The sequence below is a fragment of the Escherichia sp. MOD1-EC5990 genome (assembly GCF_002965285.1).
Classification (GTDB): domain Bacteria; phylum Pseudomonadota; class Gammaproteobacteria; order Enterobacterales; family Enterobacteriaceae; genus Escherichia; species Escherichia coli_F.
In genome coordinates this window covers 1-16464 of the sequence record NZ_PTRV01000015.1, presented here as the reverse complement: position 1 = coordinate 16464, position 16464 = coordinate 1, and the positions used below count along the sequence as shown (strand labels likewise).

15 protein-coding genes and 1 tRNA gene are annotated in these 16464 nt (G+C 50.9%); 3 read left to right on the top strand and 13 right to left on the bottom strand.

Annotated features, from left to right (window positions below):
* Positions 1–8: 8 nt before the first annotated feature.
* A complete protein-coding gene (locus BEB42_RS17110) occupies positions 9–563 on the bottom strand; it encodes a tetratricopeptide repeat protein (RefSeq protein ID WP_001035659.1) in 555 nt (184 codons plus the stop codon).
* A 101-nt stretch (positions 564–664) separates the two neighbouring features.
* On the opposite strand from BEB42_RS17110, the gene BEB42_RS17105 reads away from it, so the two are divergent.
* Together BEB42_RS17105 and djlC are read left to right on the top strand one after the other, a co-directional pair.
* Entirely contained in the window at positions 665–1372 is a 708-nt protein-coding gene (locus BEB42_RS17105; RefSeq protein WP_001030943.1) for a DUF1266 domain-containing protein, read from the top strand.
* Positions 1369–2820: a co-chaperone DjlC gene (djlC, locus tag BEB42_RS17100; protein ID WP_001353361.1), complete on the top strand. Its 1452-nt coding sequence runs from the start codon at positions 1369–1371 to the stop codon at positions 2818–2820. Before BEB42_RS17105 ends, djlC begins: the two co-directional genes overlap by 4 nt.
* A 59-nt stretch (positions 2821–2879) precedes the next feature.
* Here djlC and hscC read toward each other — a convergent pair whose 3' ends face one another.
* From hscC to miaB, 11 genes are all read right to left on the bottom strand, one after another.
* Entirely contained in the window at positions 2880–4550 is a 1671-nt protein-coding gene (gene hscC, locus BEB42_RS17095; protein WP_000367913.1) for a molecular chaperone HscC, read from the bottom strand.
* Positions 4551–4633: 83 nt separating this feature from the next.
* Positions 4634–5569, bottom strand: coding sequence for a pyrimidine-specific ribonucleoside hydrolase RihA (rihA, locus tag BEB42_RS17090; protein ID WP_001207496.1), 936 nt, complete (start codon positions 5567–5569; stop codon positions 4634–4636).
* Positions 5570–5686: 117 nt separating this feature from the next.
* Positions 5687–6412: a glutamate/aspartate ABC transporter ATP-binding protein GltL gene (gltL, locus tag BEB42_RS17085; protein WP_000631396.1), complete on the bottom strand. Its 726-nt coding sequence runs from the start codon at positions 6410–6412 to the stop codon at positions 5687–5689.
* Positions 6412–7086: a glutamate/aspartate ABC transporter permease GltK gene (gltK, locus tag BEB42_RS17080; protein ID WP_000272807.1), complete on the bottom strand. Its 675-nt coding sequence runs from the start codon at positions 7084–7086 to the stop codon at positions 6412–6414. Before gltK ends, gltL begins: the two co-directional genes overlap by 1 nt.
* Entirely contained in the window at positions 7086–7826 is a 741-nt protein-coding gene (gene gltJ / locus BEB42_RS17075; protein ID WP_000020941.1) for a glutamate/aspartate ABC transporter permease GltJ, read from the bottom strand. Before gltJ ends, gltK begins: the two co-directional genes overlap by 1 nt.
* A 169-nt stretch (positions 7827–7995) precedes the next feature.
* A complete protein-coding gene (gltI, locus tag BEB42_RS17070; RefSeq protein ID WP_001177085.1) occupies positions 7996–8904 on the bottom strand; it encodes a glutamate/aspartate ABC transporter substrate-binding protein GltI in 909 nt (302 codons plus the stop codon).
* Positions 8905–9300: 396 nt separating this feature from the next.
* Positions 9301–10839 (bottom strand): apolipoprotein N-acyltransferase, encoded by a 1539-nt coding sequence (lnt, locus tag BEB42_RS17065; RefSeq protein WP_000853010.1) that lies wholly within the window; start codon positions 10837–10839, stop codon positions 9301–9303.
* 24 nt (positions 10840–10863) lie between these two features.
* Positions 10864–11742 (bottom strand): CNNM family magnesium/cobalt transport protein CorC, encoded by an 879-nt coding sequence (gene corC / locus BEB42_RS17060; RefSeq protein ID WP_001278605.1) that lies wholly within the window; start codon positions 11740–11742, stop codon positions 10864–10866.
* A gap of 89 nt (positions 11743–11831) precedes the next feature.
* The gene (ybeY, locus tag BEB42_RS17055; protein WP_000084469.1) at positions 11832–12299 is read right to left on the bottom strand and encodes an rRNA maturation RNase YbeY; all 468 of its coding nucleotides are present in this window, start codon (positions 12297–12299) and stop codon (positions 11832–11834) included.
* On the bottom strand, positions 12296–13336 hold the full coding sequence (locus BEB42_RS17050) for a PhoH family protein (protein WP_001018040.1): 1041 nt from the start codon (positions 13334–13336) through the stop codon (positions 12296–12298). The genes ybeY and BEB42_RS17050 overlap by 4 nt, the downstream gene beginning before the upstream one ends.
* A 152-nt stretch (positions 13337–13488) precedes the next feature.
* Positions 13489–14913: a tRNA (N6-isopentenyl adenosine(37)-C2)-methylthiotransferase MiaB gene (miaB, locus tag BEB42_RS17045; protein ID WP_000162725.1), complete on the bottom strand. Its 1425-nt coding sequence runs from the start codon at positions 14911–14913 to the stop codon at positions 13489–13491.
* A gap of 145 nt (positions 14914–15058) precedes the next feature.
* Here miaB and ubiF point away from each other — a divergent pair, with 145 nt between their 5' ends.
* Positions 15059–16234 (top strand): 3-demethoxyubiquinol 3-hydroxylase, encoded by a 1176-nt coding sequence (gene ubiF, locus BEB42_RS17040; protein ID WP_000184560.1) that lies wholly within the window; start codon positions 15059–15061, stop codon positions 16232–16234.
* 153 nt (positions 16235–16387) lie between these two features.
* Here the strand turns inward: ubiF and BEB42_RS17035 are convergent.
* Positions 16388–16462 (bottom strand) — tRNA-Gln (locus BEB42_RS17035).
* Between the last annotated feature and the right edge of the window lie 2 nt (positions 16463–16464).

The window sequence follows — 16464 nt, the reverse complement described above, 5'->3', positions numbered from 1 at the left end:
AGTCGACGTTAATGTGCGGGAAGCTCTGCAAGTAATCTTTCCGCATTTTTATAATGTTGCTCTGCCGCCAGTTCTAACCATTTGCGAGCTTCATAATTGTTGGTGCTAATACCCGTGCCGTTTCTGTAGATCAAACCCAACGTGTATTGTGCATGAACATGCCCTTGTTCAGCTGCTTCCTTATACCAGAGAATTGCTTTACGGGTATCGGGTTTGACCCCCAGACCTTTGAGGTAGATCCACCCCAGTTTACTTTGCGCGCGTGGATTTTCCTGTTCCGCTGATTGCTCATACCAGTATCTCGCCTGTGTATAATCCAGTGGTTTACCGTCGCTACCATGAAGATAAAATTCTCCAAGGCGATATTGCGACGTTGAGTGACCATGAATCGCGGAAAGCTCCGTGGCTGCCGTGGTGAATGGAAGACTGCCCGGTGAGCTTAAATAATCAAAGGCATAATTCGCCATGGCTTTATCACGCAACGTCGTTTTCTTGGGTTGGCTAATACAGGTTATTGCTGCAACTATAAATATTGCGAATATATACATTAATTTTTTATTCATGTGTGAATGCTTCGATTTTCTTTTTATTTTGAAAGCGTCAAGTTTATACTCATCAATAATAAAAAAGTAGTCAGTTAATGCACTTAAGGGATTATTAACAAATGAATAAGGAAGAACAATATCTTCTTTTTGCGCTTTCTACGCCCATGGAAATACTTAATCAGGGTTGCAAGCCCGCGCATGACTCGCCAAAAATGTATACCGGGATAAAAGAATTCGATCTCTCATCATCCTGGGGAATAAATAATCGTGATGATTTAATTCAGACTATTTATCAGATGACCGATGATGGTCATGCCAATGATTTAGCTGGCTTATATCTGACATGGCATCGCTCTTCCCCTGAAGAGTGGAAAGCATTAATTGCTGGCGGCTCGGAGAGAGGGTTGATTTATACCCAATTCGTTGCCCAAACCGCTATGTGTTGTGGGGAAGGGGGAATCAAAGCCTGGGATTATGTGCGGATGGGTTTTTTATCACGGGTTGGTGTGCTCAACAAGTGGCTGACGGAAGACGAGAGTTTATGGCTGCAATCGCGCGTCTATATACGAGCACACCATTACTATCACAGCTGGATGCACTATTTTTCCGCCTATTCGTTAGGGCGTCTCTACTGGCAATCTTCTCAGTGCGAAGACAACGCTTCGCTACGCGAGGCGCTAACCCTGTACAAATACGATAGCGCCGGGAGTCGGATGTTCGAAGAGCTGGCAGCGGGAAGCGACCGTTTCTATGCCACGCTTCCCTGGCAGCCATTAACTGTCCAGCCTGAATGCCCGGTAACGCTTAAGGATGTGAGCGACCTATGAAAACATGTTGGCAAATCCTCGAAATTGAAAGCACGACGCAAATAGACATTATCCGCCAGGCTTATCTTGCTCGCTTACCGTTGTGTCATCCCGAAACCGATCCGCAGGGGTTTAAAGCATTACGCCAGGCCTATGAAGAGGCGCTGCGACTGGCGGTAAATCCTGTCGCGGAAGCAGATGATGAAGAAAAAGATGCCGCCGCTGAACATGAAATACTACGTGCATTCAGGGCATTACTGGATTCTGAAAGTGATCGTTTTCAGCCCTCCGCCTGGCAGAAATTTATTCAGCAATTAAATACCTGGAACATGGAGGATGTCGATCAATTACGCTGGCCGCTGTGTGCAGTCGCTATAGAAGCGCGATATCTTTCATTAAATTGTGCTTCTTTGCTGGCAGAGCGTTTGAACTGGCATTCGTTTAATGACAGCGAAGGAATGGATGAGGAAGAAAGGGAGGCTTTTCTTGAGGCCATTCAGGCTGGTGATTGTTTCGATTTCCTTAGTCTTCTGGAATATCCTGTCGCGTTGCAGAACCAGACTGTTGAGTATTACTTCGCGCTGGAACGCTGCTGCCGTTACCATCCTGACTATGTCACTGCGTTTATGGCAATGGAAGGTCCGTGGTTCATTCCTGATGATGTCAAGTTACATCGCAAACTGTTGCGCTGGTACAGCTCGGTGAAAACAGGTATGGCGGAACTTATTCCTGTTGCCCAACAGTGGCAAGCAGAAAATCCAGAAAGCGAAGATGCACGTTATTACCAGTGTGCGCAACGGTTGTACTGTGGCGAGGGGGAAAGCCTGCTTGCCGATCTCTGCGCATACCGGGAGAGTTACCCATCTACACAAGCTGATAATTTGTTGTTGCAGTGGAGCAAGCGTCATTGCCCGGATTATTTCGCGTTATTAGTGATGGTTATCGAAGCGCGAAGCATGATAGATGCTCAAGGTCAACCGTTGAAATATGTTCCTGGTGAGAGCGCCCGGACGCGGCTGTTATGGGCGGAAATTTTACATAGCGGAAAATTATCGCCGTTAGGTCAATCGTTTATTGAGTCGTTATTCTTCAAGCGCAAAGCATGGGCATGGTGGAAATCGAGAGTCGGTAGCGAGACAGAACAAGATTCACCGTTACTGGATTTGTATCGGGTAGCGGAACAGGTTGTGCTGGAAGCGTTCCCGAAACAAGAGATGCTGGCCCGTCTTAATATAAGGCTGGAAGGTGGAGATGCTCATCCATTAGAGGCCATTATCACGCGGATGCTGTTGACGAAAGTGAAACTCGAGCCGGAGGATGAAGATGTCGATGAGCCAACACCTGAAAACCACGAAGAAAAAAATGATGAGGATGAAAAACCACAGAGCATTACCAGCATTATCAAAATCAGCTTAACGGTGCTGGTGATAGGTTATGCTCTCGGAAAAATCGCGATGTTGTTTAGCTGAGGATGTGTTTTTTGCGCCGATGCCGGATGCAGCGTTTATGCCGCATCCGGCAGCCGTGTTTAAGGGATCTCAATAGCCAAATAATCGCTCGCTCGTCGCCGAACTTCATCGACGCGGGCCATATCGTTTGACTGCAACGCCGCATCAAAATCGGTGATCACCCGGCCGATCTCTTCTCGCTCGTCACCCAGCGCCCGCGCCCACAACTCTTCCAGTTTGGCCTTAAAGGTACGGTTGATAAGCATATCGCGCGGATAAATTTTTAATGCGGATAACCTTGCCCGACTCTCTTCAATTTGCTGGGTACTTAACGTTACCGGGCTGTGGTTAATGACTCTGGACTTAACGCTGCCGTCTTCCAGAAGCACGTCAACTTCAAGCAACCCGTTGATATCATAACTAAAGCGAATATCAATCGACTGATAAGCCCCGGTTTTCTTCAACGGCACATCGAAGGATTCTACCAGAATGTTATTTTTAACTTTGTGGTTTTCTCCCTGATAGACGTTAACCGTAATTGAATCCTGTTCCGGGTGCATGGTCGAGTAAGTTTCTACACGCGACACCGGTACAGTGGTGTTTCGTTCAATAATCGGTGAGAAAATGCCGGAAACGCCCTGGCGGTTAACTTCAACACCTAAGGAGTAGGGGCAAATATCGGTGAGGATCACTTCTTCAATGTCTTCGCTGCGTAAGCGGCAGACAGCCTGGATCGCTGCGCCCAGCGCGACAATGGTGCTCGGGTCGTAACTTTGATATGGCAATTTGCCAAACAGACGCACGGCGATTCGCTGCACCAGCGGCATTTGTGATGCGCCGCCAACCAGCACCAGACTGTCGATTTGACTTGGCTTCAGACGTGCATCGCGCAACGCCTGTTCAATCGGCACTCGCAAGCGATTGAGCAGCGGCAACCACAAATCTTCCAGTTCGTTCTCGTAAAATTCGCACTCACGCGTTTCTTCCTGATACTGCCAGCTAATTTGCAGCGGTAATTGATTGCTGCATTTTGCCGCTTCCACGCTGGTGTACAGGGCTGCCAGCTCACTTTCGTTGAGCATGTTTTTAGCCACTGCGGCGCGTTTTAAAACTTCATCCACCAGCATATGAGTAAAATCTTCGCCGCCAAGAAAGTTGTCGCCAGCGGAGGCGTGAACTTCAATCACCGGCGTGGCGTATTCGAGCACCGTGACGTCAAACGTGCCGCCACCGAGATCAAACACCAGAGAGCGGGTATTTTGTTGAGTATGCAGGCCATAAGCCATCGCAGCTGCTGTGGGTTCATTAATTAAGCGTACCGCATTTAACCCGGCTAGCTCCGCTGCTAAACGGGTATGCTTGCGTTGTTCATCACTGAAATAAGCCGGAACGGAGATCACCACATCTTTAATCGGACGTTGCAGAAATTCTTCGGCATCTTCTTTTAATGAACGTAAGACCAAAGAGGACAGTTCTGGTGCGTTAAATGTGTCGCTGCCTAACCGCCAGTTGGTATTACTACCCATTGAGCGTTTAAATAATGCGGCGGTTTTATCCGGATGCGAAGTGCGCCGTGATACAGCCGGTTTTCCGACTAAAATATGATTATTTTCATCCATACTAATGATGGATGGTGTTAAATATTCACCGAACTTATTTGGAATTAATTGCGCGGCACCGTCTTTCCAGACGGCAATTAAACTATTGGTAGTGCCGAGATCGATACCAATGGCGAGTTCTGCATTATCCATTGCATTTATATCTTGAAAGAAAAAGAGATAAACAGATTAAGACCACCCTGTGAAAGCGTGGTGATCTTAATCAATGTGGTGTGTTAAGCGTAAAATTTCAGACGCTCAGCCAGTAAATCAACAAAGCCCTGACGATCAATATCGACCATTACAGTGACATTCGGTTTATTGCCTGTCAGATAATAATAATCAACAACCGTCATGCCCTGAGTATATTTCCCCTGTGTTTCCACGCCAACCCAGCGCTCAACAGTGGTAAACAACTCTGGTTTCAACAGCCAGGCGATGGTGCATGGGTCATGCAGCGGTGCGCCCACAAAGCCCCATTTTTCGTCTTTGTGATATTCGAGGAAGAAATCCAGCAGTTCGGCAACAATGGTAGAAACCGGGTTACCAATGGTGCGGAAACGCTCGGTGTCCTCAACGTAAATTTGCGCTTTGTGAGTAACATCCAGACCGGCCATCACCACCGGGATCCCTGACTGGAAGACAATTTCTGCCGCTTCTGGGTCAACGTAAATATTAAATTCTGCCGCTGGCGTCCAGTTACCAAGCCCCATTGAGCCGCCCATAATCACGATTCGGGCGATTTCGCTATGCAATTCCGGATGGCTATTGAGCAGCAAGGCAACGTTAGTTTGCGGTCCGGTAGAAACAATCGTGACGGGTTCATTACTTTCACGCAGCGTTTTCGCCATCAGCTCCACCGCCGTGCAGTTTTGCGGTGCGAACGTTGGTTCCGGTAATGCCGGGCCGTCGAGACCGCTTTCGCCGTGCACATTGTCCGCGATAATCAAATCACGCATTAATGGTTTTACCGCGCCGCCTGCTACCGGAATATCGGTGCGATTAAGCAAGGTCAGCATACGCAGAACATTGCGTAAGGTTTTTTCTGGTGTCTGGTTTCCGGCGGAAGACGTAATTGCTTTGACATCAAGCTCTGGTGAGGCGAGGGCGAGAACTATTGCGATAGCGTCGTCATGACCTGGGTCGCAATCTAACAGAATTGGCAGTGCCATTGTTGCTCCTTGTTGTGTGCTTCTTTACGACAAGGGTAACGCCGGAATGTAACAGATACGAGGGCCGAAACGATAAAGCGTGAGATGGCGCGCACCTCGGTATGCGCGCCAGAAGGATTAGTGCAGGATTTTCGCGAGGAAGTCTTTTGCGCGGTCCGATTTCGGATCATCGAAGAAAGCGTCTTTCGGTGAGTCTTCGACAATTTTACCTTCATCCATAAAGATCACCCGATTCGCCACTTTGCGGGCAAAGCCCATTTCGTGGGTCACCACCATCATGGTCATTCCTTCGTTCGCCAGTTCGACCATCACGTCCAGCACTTCGTTGATCATCTCCGGGTCAAGCGCCGACGTTGGTTCGTCGAACAGCATCGCAATAGGGTCCATGCACAATGCGCGAGCGATTGCCACACGCTGCTGCTGACCACCGGAAAGCTGCGCTGGAAATTTATTGGCATGTGCGGAAAGTCCTACGCGCTCCAGTAATTTCAGGGCTTTTTCACGAGCGGGCGCTTTATCGCGTTTAAGCACTTTCACCTGCGCCAGGGTCAGGTTTTCAATAATCGACAAATGAGGGAACAGCTCGAAATGCTGGAACACCATCCCGACGCGGGAACGCAACTTTGCCAGATCGGTTTTCTTATCATTAACCACGATGCCATCGACGGTGATTTCACCTTGCTGCACCGGTTCGAGGCCGTTGACGGTTTTAATCAGTGTTGATTTGCCGGAGCCTGACGGGCCGCAAACCACCACCACTTCGCCTTTTCTCACTTCGGTTGAGCAGTCGGTCAGCACCTGAAAGTGACCATACCATTTTGAAACATTTTTCAGGGTAATCATTATGCTGTCCTTCTTTTCAAGTAGCTGACCAACAACGATGCGCTAAGGCTAATAACGAAATAAACAAACCCGGCAAACAGAATCATTTCGACCTGTGTACCATCACGCTCACCAATGGTTGAGGCGGTACGGAAGAAATCGGCCAGAGATAACACATACACCAGCGAGGTATCCTGGAACAGTACGATGCCCTGAGTGAGCAGCAGCGGCACCATCGCGCGGAACGCCTGCGGCAGAATAATCAGTTTCATCGACTGCCAGTGAGTCATCCCCAACGCCAGCGCGGCGCTCGACTGCCCACGGGAAATACTTTGAATACCGGCACGGATAATCTCTGAATAGTAGGCCGCTTCAAACATCGAAAACGCCACCATCGCCGAAATTAAACGGATATCATTTTTTGGCGATAATCCCAGCACGTTTTGCAGAAAACCCGGCACAATCAGGTAAAACCATAGCAAAACCATGACTAACGGGATCGAACGGAACACGTTAACGTAGGCTTTGGCAAACCAGGCAATCGGCGCAAAGCTGGACAAGCGCATCACTGCCAGCATCGTACCCCACAAAATACCAATGACCACCGCCGTGATGGTGATTTTCAGGGTGATCACCAGCCCGTCGAGCAGATATGGCAGGGAAGGAACAATGGAACTCCAGTCAAACTCGTACATTATTTGCCCCCCATGTTGCCGGGCAGGCGAACTTTACGTTCAACCAGCGTCATCACCAGCATGATAAAAGCGTTAATCAACACATACGCCAGCGTAATGGCGGTAAATGACTCCCAGGCGTGGGCTGAGTAATCGAGCAATTTACCGGCCTGCGCCGCCATATCCACCAGACCGATAGTCGAGGCGATGGCGGAGTTTTTCACCAGGTTCATCATCTCAGAGGTCATTGGCGGGACGATAACGCGATAAGCGTTAGGCAACAGTACGTAGCGGTAAGCCTGCGGTAGCGTCAGACCCATTGCCAGCGCGGCATTCTTTTGCCCACGCGGCAACGACTGAATCGCGGCGCGTACTTGTTCGCAAACACGAGCTGCAGTAAACAGTCCCAGACAGAGCATGGAGGAGAGGAAAAACTGAATATTGGGGTCTAGTTCTGCCTTAAACCACATGCCGATTTTTTCCGGCAACAGTTCAGGGATAACCAGATACCAGGTAAAGAATTGCACAATCAACGGCACGTTGCGGAACAGTTCGACATACAACGTACCCAGACCGGAGAGAAAACGGTTTGGAACGGTACGTAAAATGCCGAAAAATGAACCGACGAGGAAAGCGATAATCCAGGCGCAGATCGACAAAGCAATCGTCACCTGAAAACCACTCCAGATCCAACCAAGATAGGTGGTGTTGCCGAACGGGGCTTGTTGTAAAAAAATACCCCAGTTCCAGTCTATAGACATAAATCTACTCCAGAAAAAAGAGGGTAGCAGCGTTAACTGCTACCCTCGAAGATTGTTACCCAGCGTATTGCGGTTTTCAGGCCCGATGGGGAACGACCATCAGGCGTATAGTCTGTCCGTGCTACGTAACAATCGAGAGGGCTAGAATTTCCGCCCCTGGTTCTTGTAATTAGTTCAGTGCCTTGTCATTCGGTTCTTTGAACAGTGCTTTCATTTCGTCCGACAGTTCGAAATTCATGTTCAGGTTTTTCGGCGGAATTGGATTTTTGAACCACTTATCAAACCATTTTTCCGCTTCACCGGAGGTCTGCACCTGAGCGATAGTGTCATCCATCAGCTTTTTGAACTGCGGATCGTCTTTACGCAACATGCAACCGTAGGCTTCCTGAGACTGCGGCTTGCCGACGATTTCCCAGTTGTCTGGTTTCTTCGCTTTCGCTCGCTCACCGGCCAGCAGGGCGTCATCCATCATAAAGGCAACGGCACGACCGCTTTCCAGGGTGCGGAAAGAGTCACCGTGATCTTTGGCGCTGATGATGCGCATATTCATTTTTTGCTCTTCATTCAATTTGTTGAGCAAAACTTCAGAGGTAGTGCCGGAAGTAACGACTACGGCTTTGCCTTTCAGGTCGGCAAAATCTTTGATATCGCCGCCCTTTTTGGTCAGCAGGCGCGTACCGACCACGAAAATAGTGTCAGAGAAAGCCGCCTGTTTTTGGCGTTCGACGTTGTTGGTGGTTGAACCACATTCAAAATCGAAAGTGCCGTTTTGCAGCAGCGGAATACGGTTTTGTGAGGTGATCGGAATCAGTTTCACCTGCAAGTCCGGTTTGTTGAGTTTCTTTTTCACTGCTTCAACAATGGCGTTGGAGTAATCCTGCGAGTAACCCACCACTTTTTGCTGATTGTCGTAATAAGAGAAAGGTACTGAAGATTCACGGTGACCGACGACAATCACACCGTTTTTGGCGATTTTGTCCAGCGTACTGCCTGCTGCCGGGGCGGCGTCATCTGCCTGTGCCAGTCCTGCGGAAAGCGCCAGGGCCAGGATTGCTGTGGCAGGTTTACGTAATTGCATATCCAACTCCTTTATCTTCTGCGTTAAGAACGCATGGATACCCGTTGTGAGTGTTTGTGTTGTTATCATCTGCAACTTTATTGTGCAGTGTTGTGTTTGTTAGGTAACATTTAGTTTGGCTAAATGTAAAGATATTGATGTTTTATTGTTTGTTTTTGCGAGATGCGCCGCACCATTCCGAAGCAAAACTCTTAAAATGCACTCTTTTGGTGCTACCGGTGGATTGCTGTGGTGCAACCGGGTTGTACTGACGCGGGTTCAAGCTTTGCCTTGTATAACAAAGCAATAGATGTGCCAAAGTTGGATAGGGGAATTTTGTCATCCGGATAACGCACTGATACCACATCCGGCGAGCGTGCCGAAATACGGGATGTATTCCGGCACGATAAGAAGGGATTATTTACGTCGTTGACGCAGACTCATCAGCACAGCGGCAAAACCAAACAGTGCCGTCAGCACCCACAGCGGCCAGTTGCCGGTACGTGCGTACGGTGTGAGTCCGGTGGTCGGCGTCACATTAGTGGTTAACACTTCGCGGGTGAATTGCGGGATCATCGCCTGAATCTCACCCTGCGGGCCAATCACCGCCGTAATGCCGTTGTTGGTGCTACGCAGCAGCGGGCGCGCCAGCTCCAGCGCACGCATTCGCGCCATCTGAAAGTGCTGCCATGGGCCAATAGACTTACCAAACCACGCATCGTTGGAGATAGTCAGCAGATAGTCGGTATCCGGGCGGAAGTTATCGCGCACTTGCTCGCCGAGAATGATCTCGTAGCAAATAGCCGCAGTAAGCTCAATACCATTTACCGACAGCGGTGGTTGGATATATGGTCCACGGCTGAATGACGACATCGGCAGATCAAAGAACGGTGCTAACGGACGCAGAATCGACTCCAGCGGGACAAACTCGCCAAACGGTACCAGATGGTTTTTGTTATAGCGATCGGCTGATTCGTAGCTATACGGTGCACCTTTACCCAGCGTGATGATGGTGTTGTAGGTATCGTAGCGATTCTGCTTATTGAGACGCGCGTCGACAATCCCGGTGACCAGCGAGCTACCTTTATCACGCAACTCACCGTCCAGTGCTTTGAGGAACGGCTGCTGATTAATTTCCAGGTCGGTTATCGCCGATTCAGGCCAGATAATCAGCGATGACTTGCCCATCAGCGGTGCCGTTGCGTTGTAGTAAATCTTCAGCGTATTGAGAAGCTGGCCTTCATCCCACTTCAGCGATTGCGGAATGTCGCCCTGAACCATCGAAACCTGAATGGTTTTCTCCGGTTGCGGGGTGAACCACTGGATGTAACGCAGCGGGAAGGGAAGGGCGAACAGCACGACGGCCACCACCAGCGGACGCCAGTTGCGTTTGACCAACGCCAGTGCCAGCAGGCCGCTTACCATCATCAGCAGGAAGTTAATGGCTTCCACGCCCATTATCGGTGCCAGTCCTTTTAACGGACCGTCAATCTGGCTATAGCCGAACTGCAACCACGGGAAGCCAGTCAGCACCCAACCGCGCAGAAACTCGGTCACTTGCCAGAGAGCAGGGGCGGCAATCGCCACGCGCAGCCAGGTGGTTTTCGGCCACAGACGCGACAGTACGCCAGCAAACAGTCCGGTATACAGCGACAAATACGCTGCCAGCAGTATCACCAGGAAGATGTTAACCGGGCCAGGCATTCCGCCAAAGGTCGCGATGCTGACATAGACCCAGTTAATACCGCTGCCAAACAGGCCAAATCCCCAGCAAAAGCCAATAGCGGCAGACTGGAGTGGACGGCGGTTAAAGGTGAGCGCCTGAAGTCCCATCAGCGAAATAATCGCCGCAGGCCAGACGTCGTAAGGAGAGAAGGCCAGCGTTCCGCAGGCACCGAATAATAACGCCAGCAGCAGGCGAATGCGCTGGCGTTCAATTAATGAGGCAAAAGCCATGTAGTTATCTATCCAGTTTCGGTTTTATTCATCCAGCTTTGGCTGGGGTGAGTCATCCGGGATTTTGACATGAACCTGAATAATACGCCGACTGTCGGCCATCGCCACTTTGAACTGGTAACCGTCGATGTCGATGGTTTCGCCACGCGCCGGGAGATGCCCAAATGCCTGCATCACCAGACCGCCGATGGTGTCGACTTCTTCATCGCTAAAGTGGGTGCCGAAGGCTTCGTTGAAATCTTCGATGGAAGCCAGTGCGCGCACGGTCCAGGTATGACGACTCAGCTGACGGAAGTCGATATCATCTTCTTCGTCATACTCGTCTTCAATCTCACCAACAATCAGTTCCAGGATATCTTCAATGGTCACCAGACCGGAAACCCCACCGAATTCGTCAATGACGATCGCCATGTGGTAACGCTGAGAGCGAAACTCTTTCAGCATCCGGTCTACGCGCTTACTTTCAGGAACGACAACCGCCTGACGTAACACTTTGTCCATGCTGAAGGCTTCAGCATCGCTGCGCATAAACGGCAGCAAGTCTTTCGCCATCAGAATCCCTTCAATGTGATCTTTGTCTTCGCTAATCACCGGGAAACGTGAGTGGGCGGACTCGATGATGACATCAAGGCATTCGTCCAGCGTCTGGTTGCGTTTCAGGGTAATCATCTGGGAGCGGGGGATCATGATGTCGCGAACGCGTTGGTCTGCGATGTCCATCACCCCTTCGAGCATATCGCGCGTATCTTCGTCGATAAGGTCGTTCTGCCCGGAATCACGGATCAGCGCCAGCAGTTCGTCACGGTTTTTCGGTTCACCGTGGAAAAGTTGGCTGAGTAACAGGGAGAAAAATCCCTTCTTGTTGCTTATCGTGTCACTACTGTGTGAATTGTCGTCGCTCATGGCGTCGTATGGGTTCTCATGTTAGTTAATCAAAACGCCGTCGTTAATCACCAACGGCGGGGACGTCTGCCAGTCAAATGCCTGGCAAATTATTCTTTCTCGGCAATGTACGGATCCTCATAGCCCAGAGCAAGCATAATCTCTGTTTCGAGGGCTTCCATTTCTTCTGCTTCGTCGTCTTCGATGTGATCGTAACCTAACAAATGCAGACTGCCGTGCACCACCATATGCGCCCAGTGCGCTTCCAGTGGTTTGCCTTGCTCCTGTGCTTCCTTCTCAACCACCTGACGGCAGATAACCAGATCACCCAGCAGCGACATCTCCATGCCAGGCGGTACTTCAAACGGGAAGGAGAGCACGTTGGTCGGCTTATCCTTACCGCGATAGGTCAGATTGAGACTGTGGCTTTCGGCGGTATCGACCACGCGAATAGTGACTTCCGATTCTTCCTGAAACTGCGGGATCACCGCATTCAGCCATGTCTGAAACTGGCTCTCTTCCGGTAACCCGGAATTATCTTCACATGCCAGTTGTAAATCGAGGATCACCTGACTCATTTTTGTTCCTGTTCTTCGCGCTTGCGTTCTGCTGCCAGCGCCGCTTTTCGTTTTTGTTCGGCTTCTTCCCAGGCTTCATAAGCGTTAACGATACGCGCTACCACCGGGTGACGAACCACGTCTTCGCTGTGGAAGAAGTTAAAGCTGATCTCTTCGACATCGGCCAACACTTCGATAGCGTGACGTAAGCCTGATTTAGTATTACGCGGCAAGTCGATCTGCGTGACATCGCCGGTAATAACCGCTTTTGAGTTAAAACCGATACGAGTCAGGAACATCTTCATCTGTTCGATGGTGGTGTTCTGGCTTTCATCGAGAATGATAAACGCGTCGTTCAGCGTACGACCACGCATATAGGCCAGCGGTGCGACTTCAATAACGTTGCGCTCAATCAGCTTCTCGACTTTTTCAAAGCCCAGCATTTCAAACAGCGCGTCATATAGCGGGCGCAGATACGGATCTACTTTCTGGCTTAAATCGCCAGGCAGGAAGCCCAGTTTCTCACCGGCTTCTACCGCCGGACGAGTCAGCAGAATGCGGCGAATTTCCTGACGCTCCAGGGCATCAACTGCCGCAGCCACTGCCAGGTAGGTTTTACCCGTACCCGCCGGGCCAACGCCGAAGGTAATGTCATGGTCGAGAATATTGGCGATGTACTGCGCCTGGTTTGGCGTGCGCGGTTTAATTACACCGCGTTTGGTCTTGATATTGACCGCTTTGCCATACTCCGGCACGCTCTCCGCACTTTGCTCCAGCACGCGTGCTTCTTTAATCGCCAGGTGGATCTGTTCCGGCTCGATATCCTGAATCTGACCGCGCATCGGGGCAGTATCGACATACAGGCTACGCAGAATGTCTGCCGCAGCGGTGACGCAAATCGGACGGCCGGTCAGTTTAAAGTGGTTATCACGGCGATTGATTTCGATGCCGAGACGGCGTTCGAGTTGTTTGATGTTGTCATCAAACGGGCCGCACAGGCTCAACAGACGTGCGTTGTCTGCTGGCTCCAGAGTAATTTCGCGAGTGTCTATGTTCAAACCGTTCCTCTTATCTGTATGCCGCCGGAAGCTGAACATTCACCGGCCTATAAGGAAATTATTCACGCCACAGGAAAAAGGCGCAAGCATTGTGATAAAGATGGGGATAAAGAGAGAAAAAACAAGGCCCACCGGAACGGCGAGCCTGAGAATTACGGCTGATAATAACCCACGCCAAGGTCATTTTCTTTGCGGGTACGGGCAATCACCGATTCCGGTGTTTCTGCCACGCGCAGACCCATTTCATCTTCAGTTCGCACCACTTTACCGCGCAGAGAGTTCGGGTAGACGTCGGTAATTTCTACATCGACGAATTTACCGATCATATCCGGTGTGCCTTCGAAGTTAACCACGCGGTTATTTTCAGTACGACCGGAAAGCTCCATGATGCTCTTACGCGATGTACCTTCTACCAGAATACGCTGGGTGGTGCCGAGCATACGGCGGCTCCATGCCATCGCTTGCTGATTAATGCGCTCTTGCAGAATATACAGACGCTGCTTCTTCTCTTCTTCCGGAACATCATCAACCATATCGGCGGCAGGCGTACCCGGACGTGCAGAGAAGATAAAGCTGTAGCTCATGTCGAAATTGACGTCGGCAATCAGCTTCATCGTTTTTTCGAAGTCTTCGGTGGTTTCGCCCGGGAAGCCGACAATGAAGTCAGAACTGATCTGAATATCAGGACGCGCCGCACGCAATTTACGGATGATCGCTTTGTACTCCAGCGCCGTGTGGGTACGTCCCATCAGGTTTAGAATGCGATCGGAACCGCTCTGAACCGGCAGATGCAGGAAGCTCACCAGCTCCGGCGTGTCGCGGTACACTTCGATGATATCGTCGGTGAATTCGATCGGATGGCTGGTGGTAAAGCGAATACGATCGATCCCGTCGATCGCCGCAACCAGACGCAGCAGATCGGCAAACGATCCGGTGGTGCCGTCGTAGTTCTCACCACGCCAGGCGTTCACGTTCTGACCGAGCAGGTTGACTTCACGCACGCCCTGAGCCGCAAGCTGGGCAATCTCAAACAGAATATCGTCGGAAGGACGGCTTACCTCTTCACCACGGGTGTAAGGCACTACGCAGTAGGTGCAATATTTATTGCAGCCTTCCATGATGGAGACAAACGCGGTTGGTCCTTCGGCACGCGGTTCCGGCAGACGGTCAAACTTCTCGATTTCCGGGAAGCTGATATCTACAACCGGGCTGCGGTCGCCGCGCACGGAGTTGATCATCTCCGGCAGACGGTGCAGCGTTTGCGGCCCAAAAATAATATCAACATAGTGGGCGCGCTGGCGAATGTGCTCGCCTTCTTGCGATGCCACGCAGCCGCCGACGCCGATAATCAGGTCTGGATTCTTCTCTTTTAACAGTTTCCAGCGACCCAACTGATGGAAGACTTTTTCCTGAGCCTTCTCGCGGATTGAGCAGGTGTTCAGCAGCAGCACATCCGCTTCTTCCGCCACGTCGGTCAGTTGAAAGCCGTGGGTGGCATCCAGCAGATCGGCCATCTTCGATGAATCGTACTCGTTCATCTGACAGCCCCAGGTTTTAATATGGAGTTTTTTGGTCATCGACTTGCTCTTGCGAAATAGTAGCCAGGAATGCAGGGCGCATAGTGTAATGCTTTGCTGCCGTTGTGACCAGTATGAGCGTTATCAGCCCTTGGGGGTAAAAATCCTGTAAACTTAAAGCATATTGCTAACAGGATGATTGACCATGACAAATCAACCAACGGAAATTGCCATTGTCGGCGGAGGAATGGTCGGCGGCGCACTGGCGCTGGGACTGGCACAGCACGGATTTTCGGTAACGGTAATCGAGCACGCAGAACCTGCGCCGTTTGCCGCTGACAGCCAGCCGGATGTGCGGATCTCGGCGATTAGTGCGGCTTCGGTATCATTGCTTAAAGGTTTAGGCGTCTGGGACGCGGTACAAGCCATGCGTTGCCATCCTTATCGCAGACTGGAAACGTGGGAGTGGGAAACGGCGCATGTGGTGTTTGATGCAGCCGAATTGAAGCTGCCGTTGCTTGGCTATATGGTGGAAAACACTGTCCTGCAACAGGCGCTGTGGCAGGCGCTGGAAGCGCATCCGAAAGTAACGTTACGTGTGCCAGGCTCACTGATTGCTCTGCATCGCCATAATGATCTTCAGGAACTGGAACTGAAGGGGGGCGAAGTGATCCAGGCGAAGCTGGTGATTGGCGCTGACGGTGCAAATTCGCAGGTGCGGCAAATGGCGGGAATTGGCGTTCATGCCTGGCAGTATGCGCAGTCGTGTATGTTGATTAGCGTACAGTGCGAGAATGATCCCGGCGACAGCACCTGGCAGCAGTTTACTCCGGACGGGCCGCGCGCGTTTCTGCCGCTGTTTGATAACTGGGCATCGCTGGTGTGGTACGACTCACCAGCGCGTATTCGCCAGTTGCAGAATATGAATATGGCGCAGCTCCAGGCGGAAATCGCGAAGCATTTCCCGTCACGTCTGGGTTATGTAACGCCGCTTGCTGCTGGTGCGTTTCCGCTGACGCGCCGCCATGCGTTGCAGTATGTGCAGCCAGGGCTTGCGCTGGTGGGCGATGCGGCGCACACCATTCATCCGCTGGCGGGGCAGGGGGTGAATCTTGGTTATCGTGATGTCGATGCCCTGATTGACGTTCTGGTGAATGCCCGCAGCTACGGCGAAGCGTGGGCCAGTTATCCTGTCCTCAAGCGTTACCAGATGCGGCGTATGGCGGATAACTTCATTATGCAAAGCGGTATGGATCTGTTTTATGCCGGATTCAGCAATAATCTGCCACCACTGCGTTTTGTGCGTAATCTCGGGTTAATGGCGGCGGAGCGTGCTGGCGTATTGAAACGGCAGGCGCTGAAATATGCGTTAGGGTTATAGCCTTACAACATTGCCGGATGCATGCCAACTGTAGGTCGGATAAGACGCATCAGCGTCGCATCCGACTTTGAAGAATAAGACGTGTCAACATCGCATTCGACATTGAATATGCGCAGAAAAGCAAAAAGCTCGCCGAAGCGAGCTTTTTTAATGTGGCTGGGGTACGAGGATTCGAACCTCGGAATGCCGGAATCAGAATCCGGTGCCTTACCGCTTGGCGATACCCCAAC

Coding starts and splice junctions, on each gene's coding strand:
- BEB42_RS17110 (WP_001035659.1), bottom strand. CDS start 563: ATGAATAAAAAATTAATGTATATATTCGCAATATTTATAGTTGCAGCA.
- BEB42_RS17105 (WP_001030943.1), top strand. CDS start 665: ATGAATAAGGAAGAACAATATCTTCTTTTTGCGCTTTCTACGCCCATG.
- djlC (WP_001353361.1), top strand. CDS start 1,369: ATGAAAACATGTTGGCAAATCCTCGAAATTGAAAGCACGACGCAAATA.
- hscC (WP_000367913.1), bottom strand. CDS start 4,550: ATGGATAATGCAGAACTCGCCATTGGTATCGATCTCGGCACTACCAAT.
- rihA (WP_001207496.1), bottom strand. CDS start 5,569: ATGGCACTGCCAATTCTGTTAGATTGCGACCCAGGTCATGACGACGCT.
- gltL (WP_000631396.1), bottom strand. CDS start 6,412: ATGATTACCCTGAAAAATGTTTCAAAATGGTATGGTCACTTTCAGGTG.
- gltK (WP_000272807.1), bottom strand. CDS start 7,086: ATGTACGAGTTTGACTGGAGTTCCATTGTTCCTTCCCTGCCATATCTG.
- gltJ (WP_000020941.1), bottom strand. CDS start 7,826: ATGTCTATAGACTGGAACTGGGGTATTTTTTTACAACAAGCCCCGTTC.
- gltI (WP_001177085.1), bottom strand. CDS start 8,904: ATGCAATTACGTAAACCTGCCACAGCAATCCTGGCCCTGGCGCTTTCC.
- lnt (WP_000853010.1), bottom strand. CDS start 10,839: ATGGCTTTTGCCTCATTAATTGAACGCCAGCGCATTCGCCTGCTGCTG.
- corC (WP_001278605.1), bottom strand. CDS start 11,742: ATGAGCGACGACAATTCACACAGTAGTGACACGATAAGCAACAAGAAG.
- ybeY (WP_000084469.1), bottom strand. CDS start 12,299: ATGAGTCAGGTGATCCTCGATTTACAACTGGCATGTGAAGATAATTCC.
- miaB (WP_000162725.1), bottom strand. CDS start 14,913: ATGACCAAAAAACTCCATATTAAAACCTGGGGCTGTCAGATGAACGAG.
- ubiF (WP_000184560.1), top strand. CDS start 15,059: ATGACAAATCAACCAACGGAAATTGCCATTGTCGGCGGAGGAATGGTC.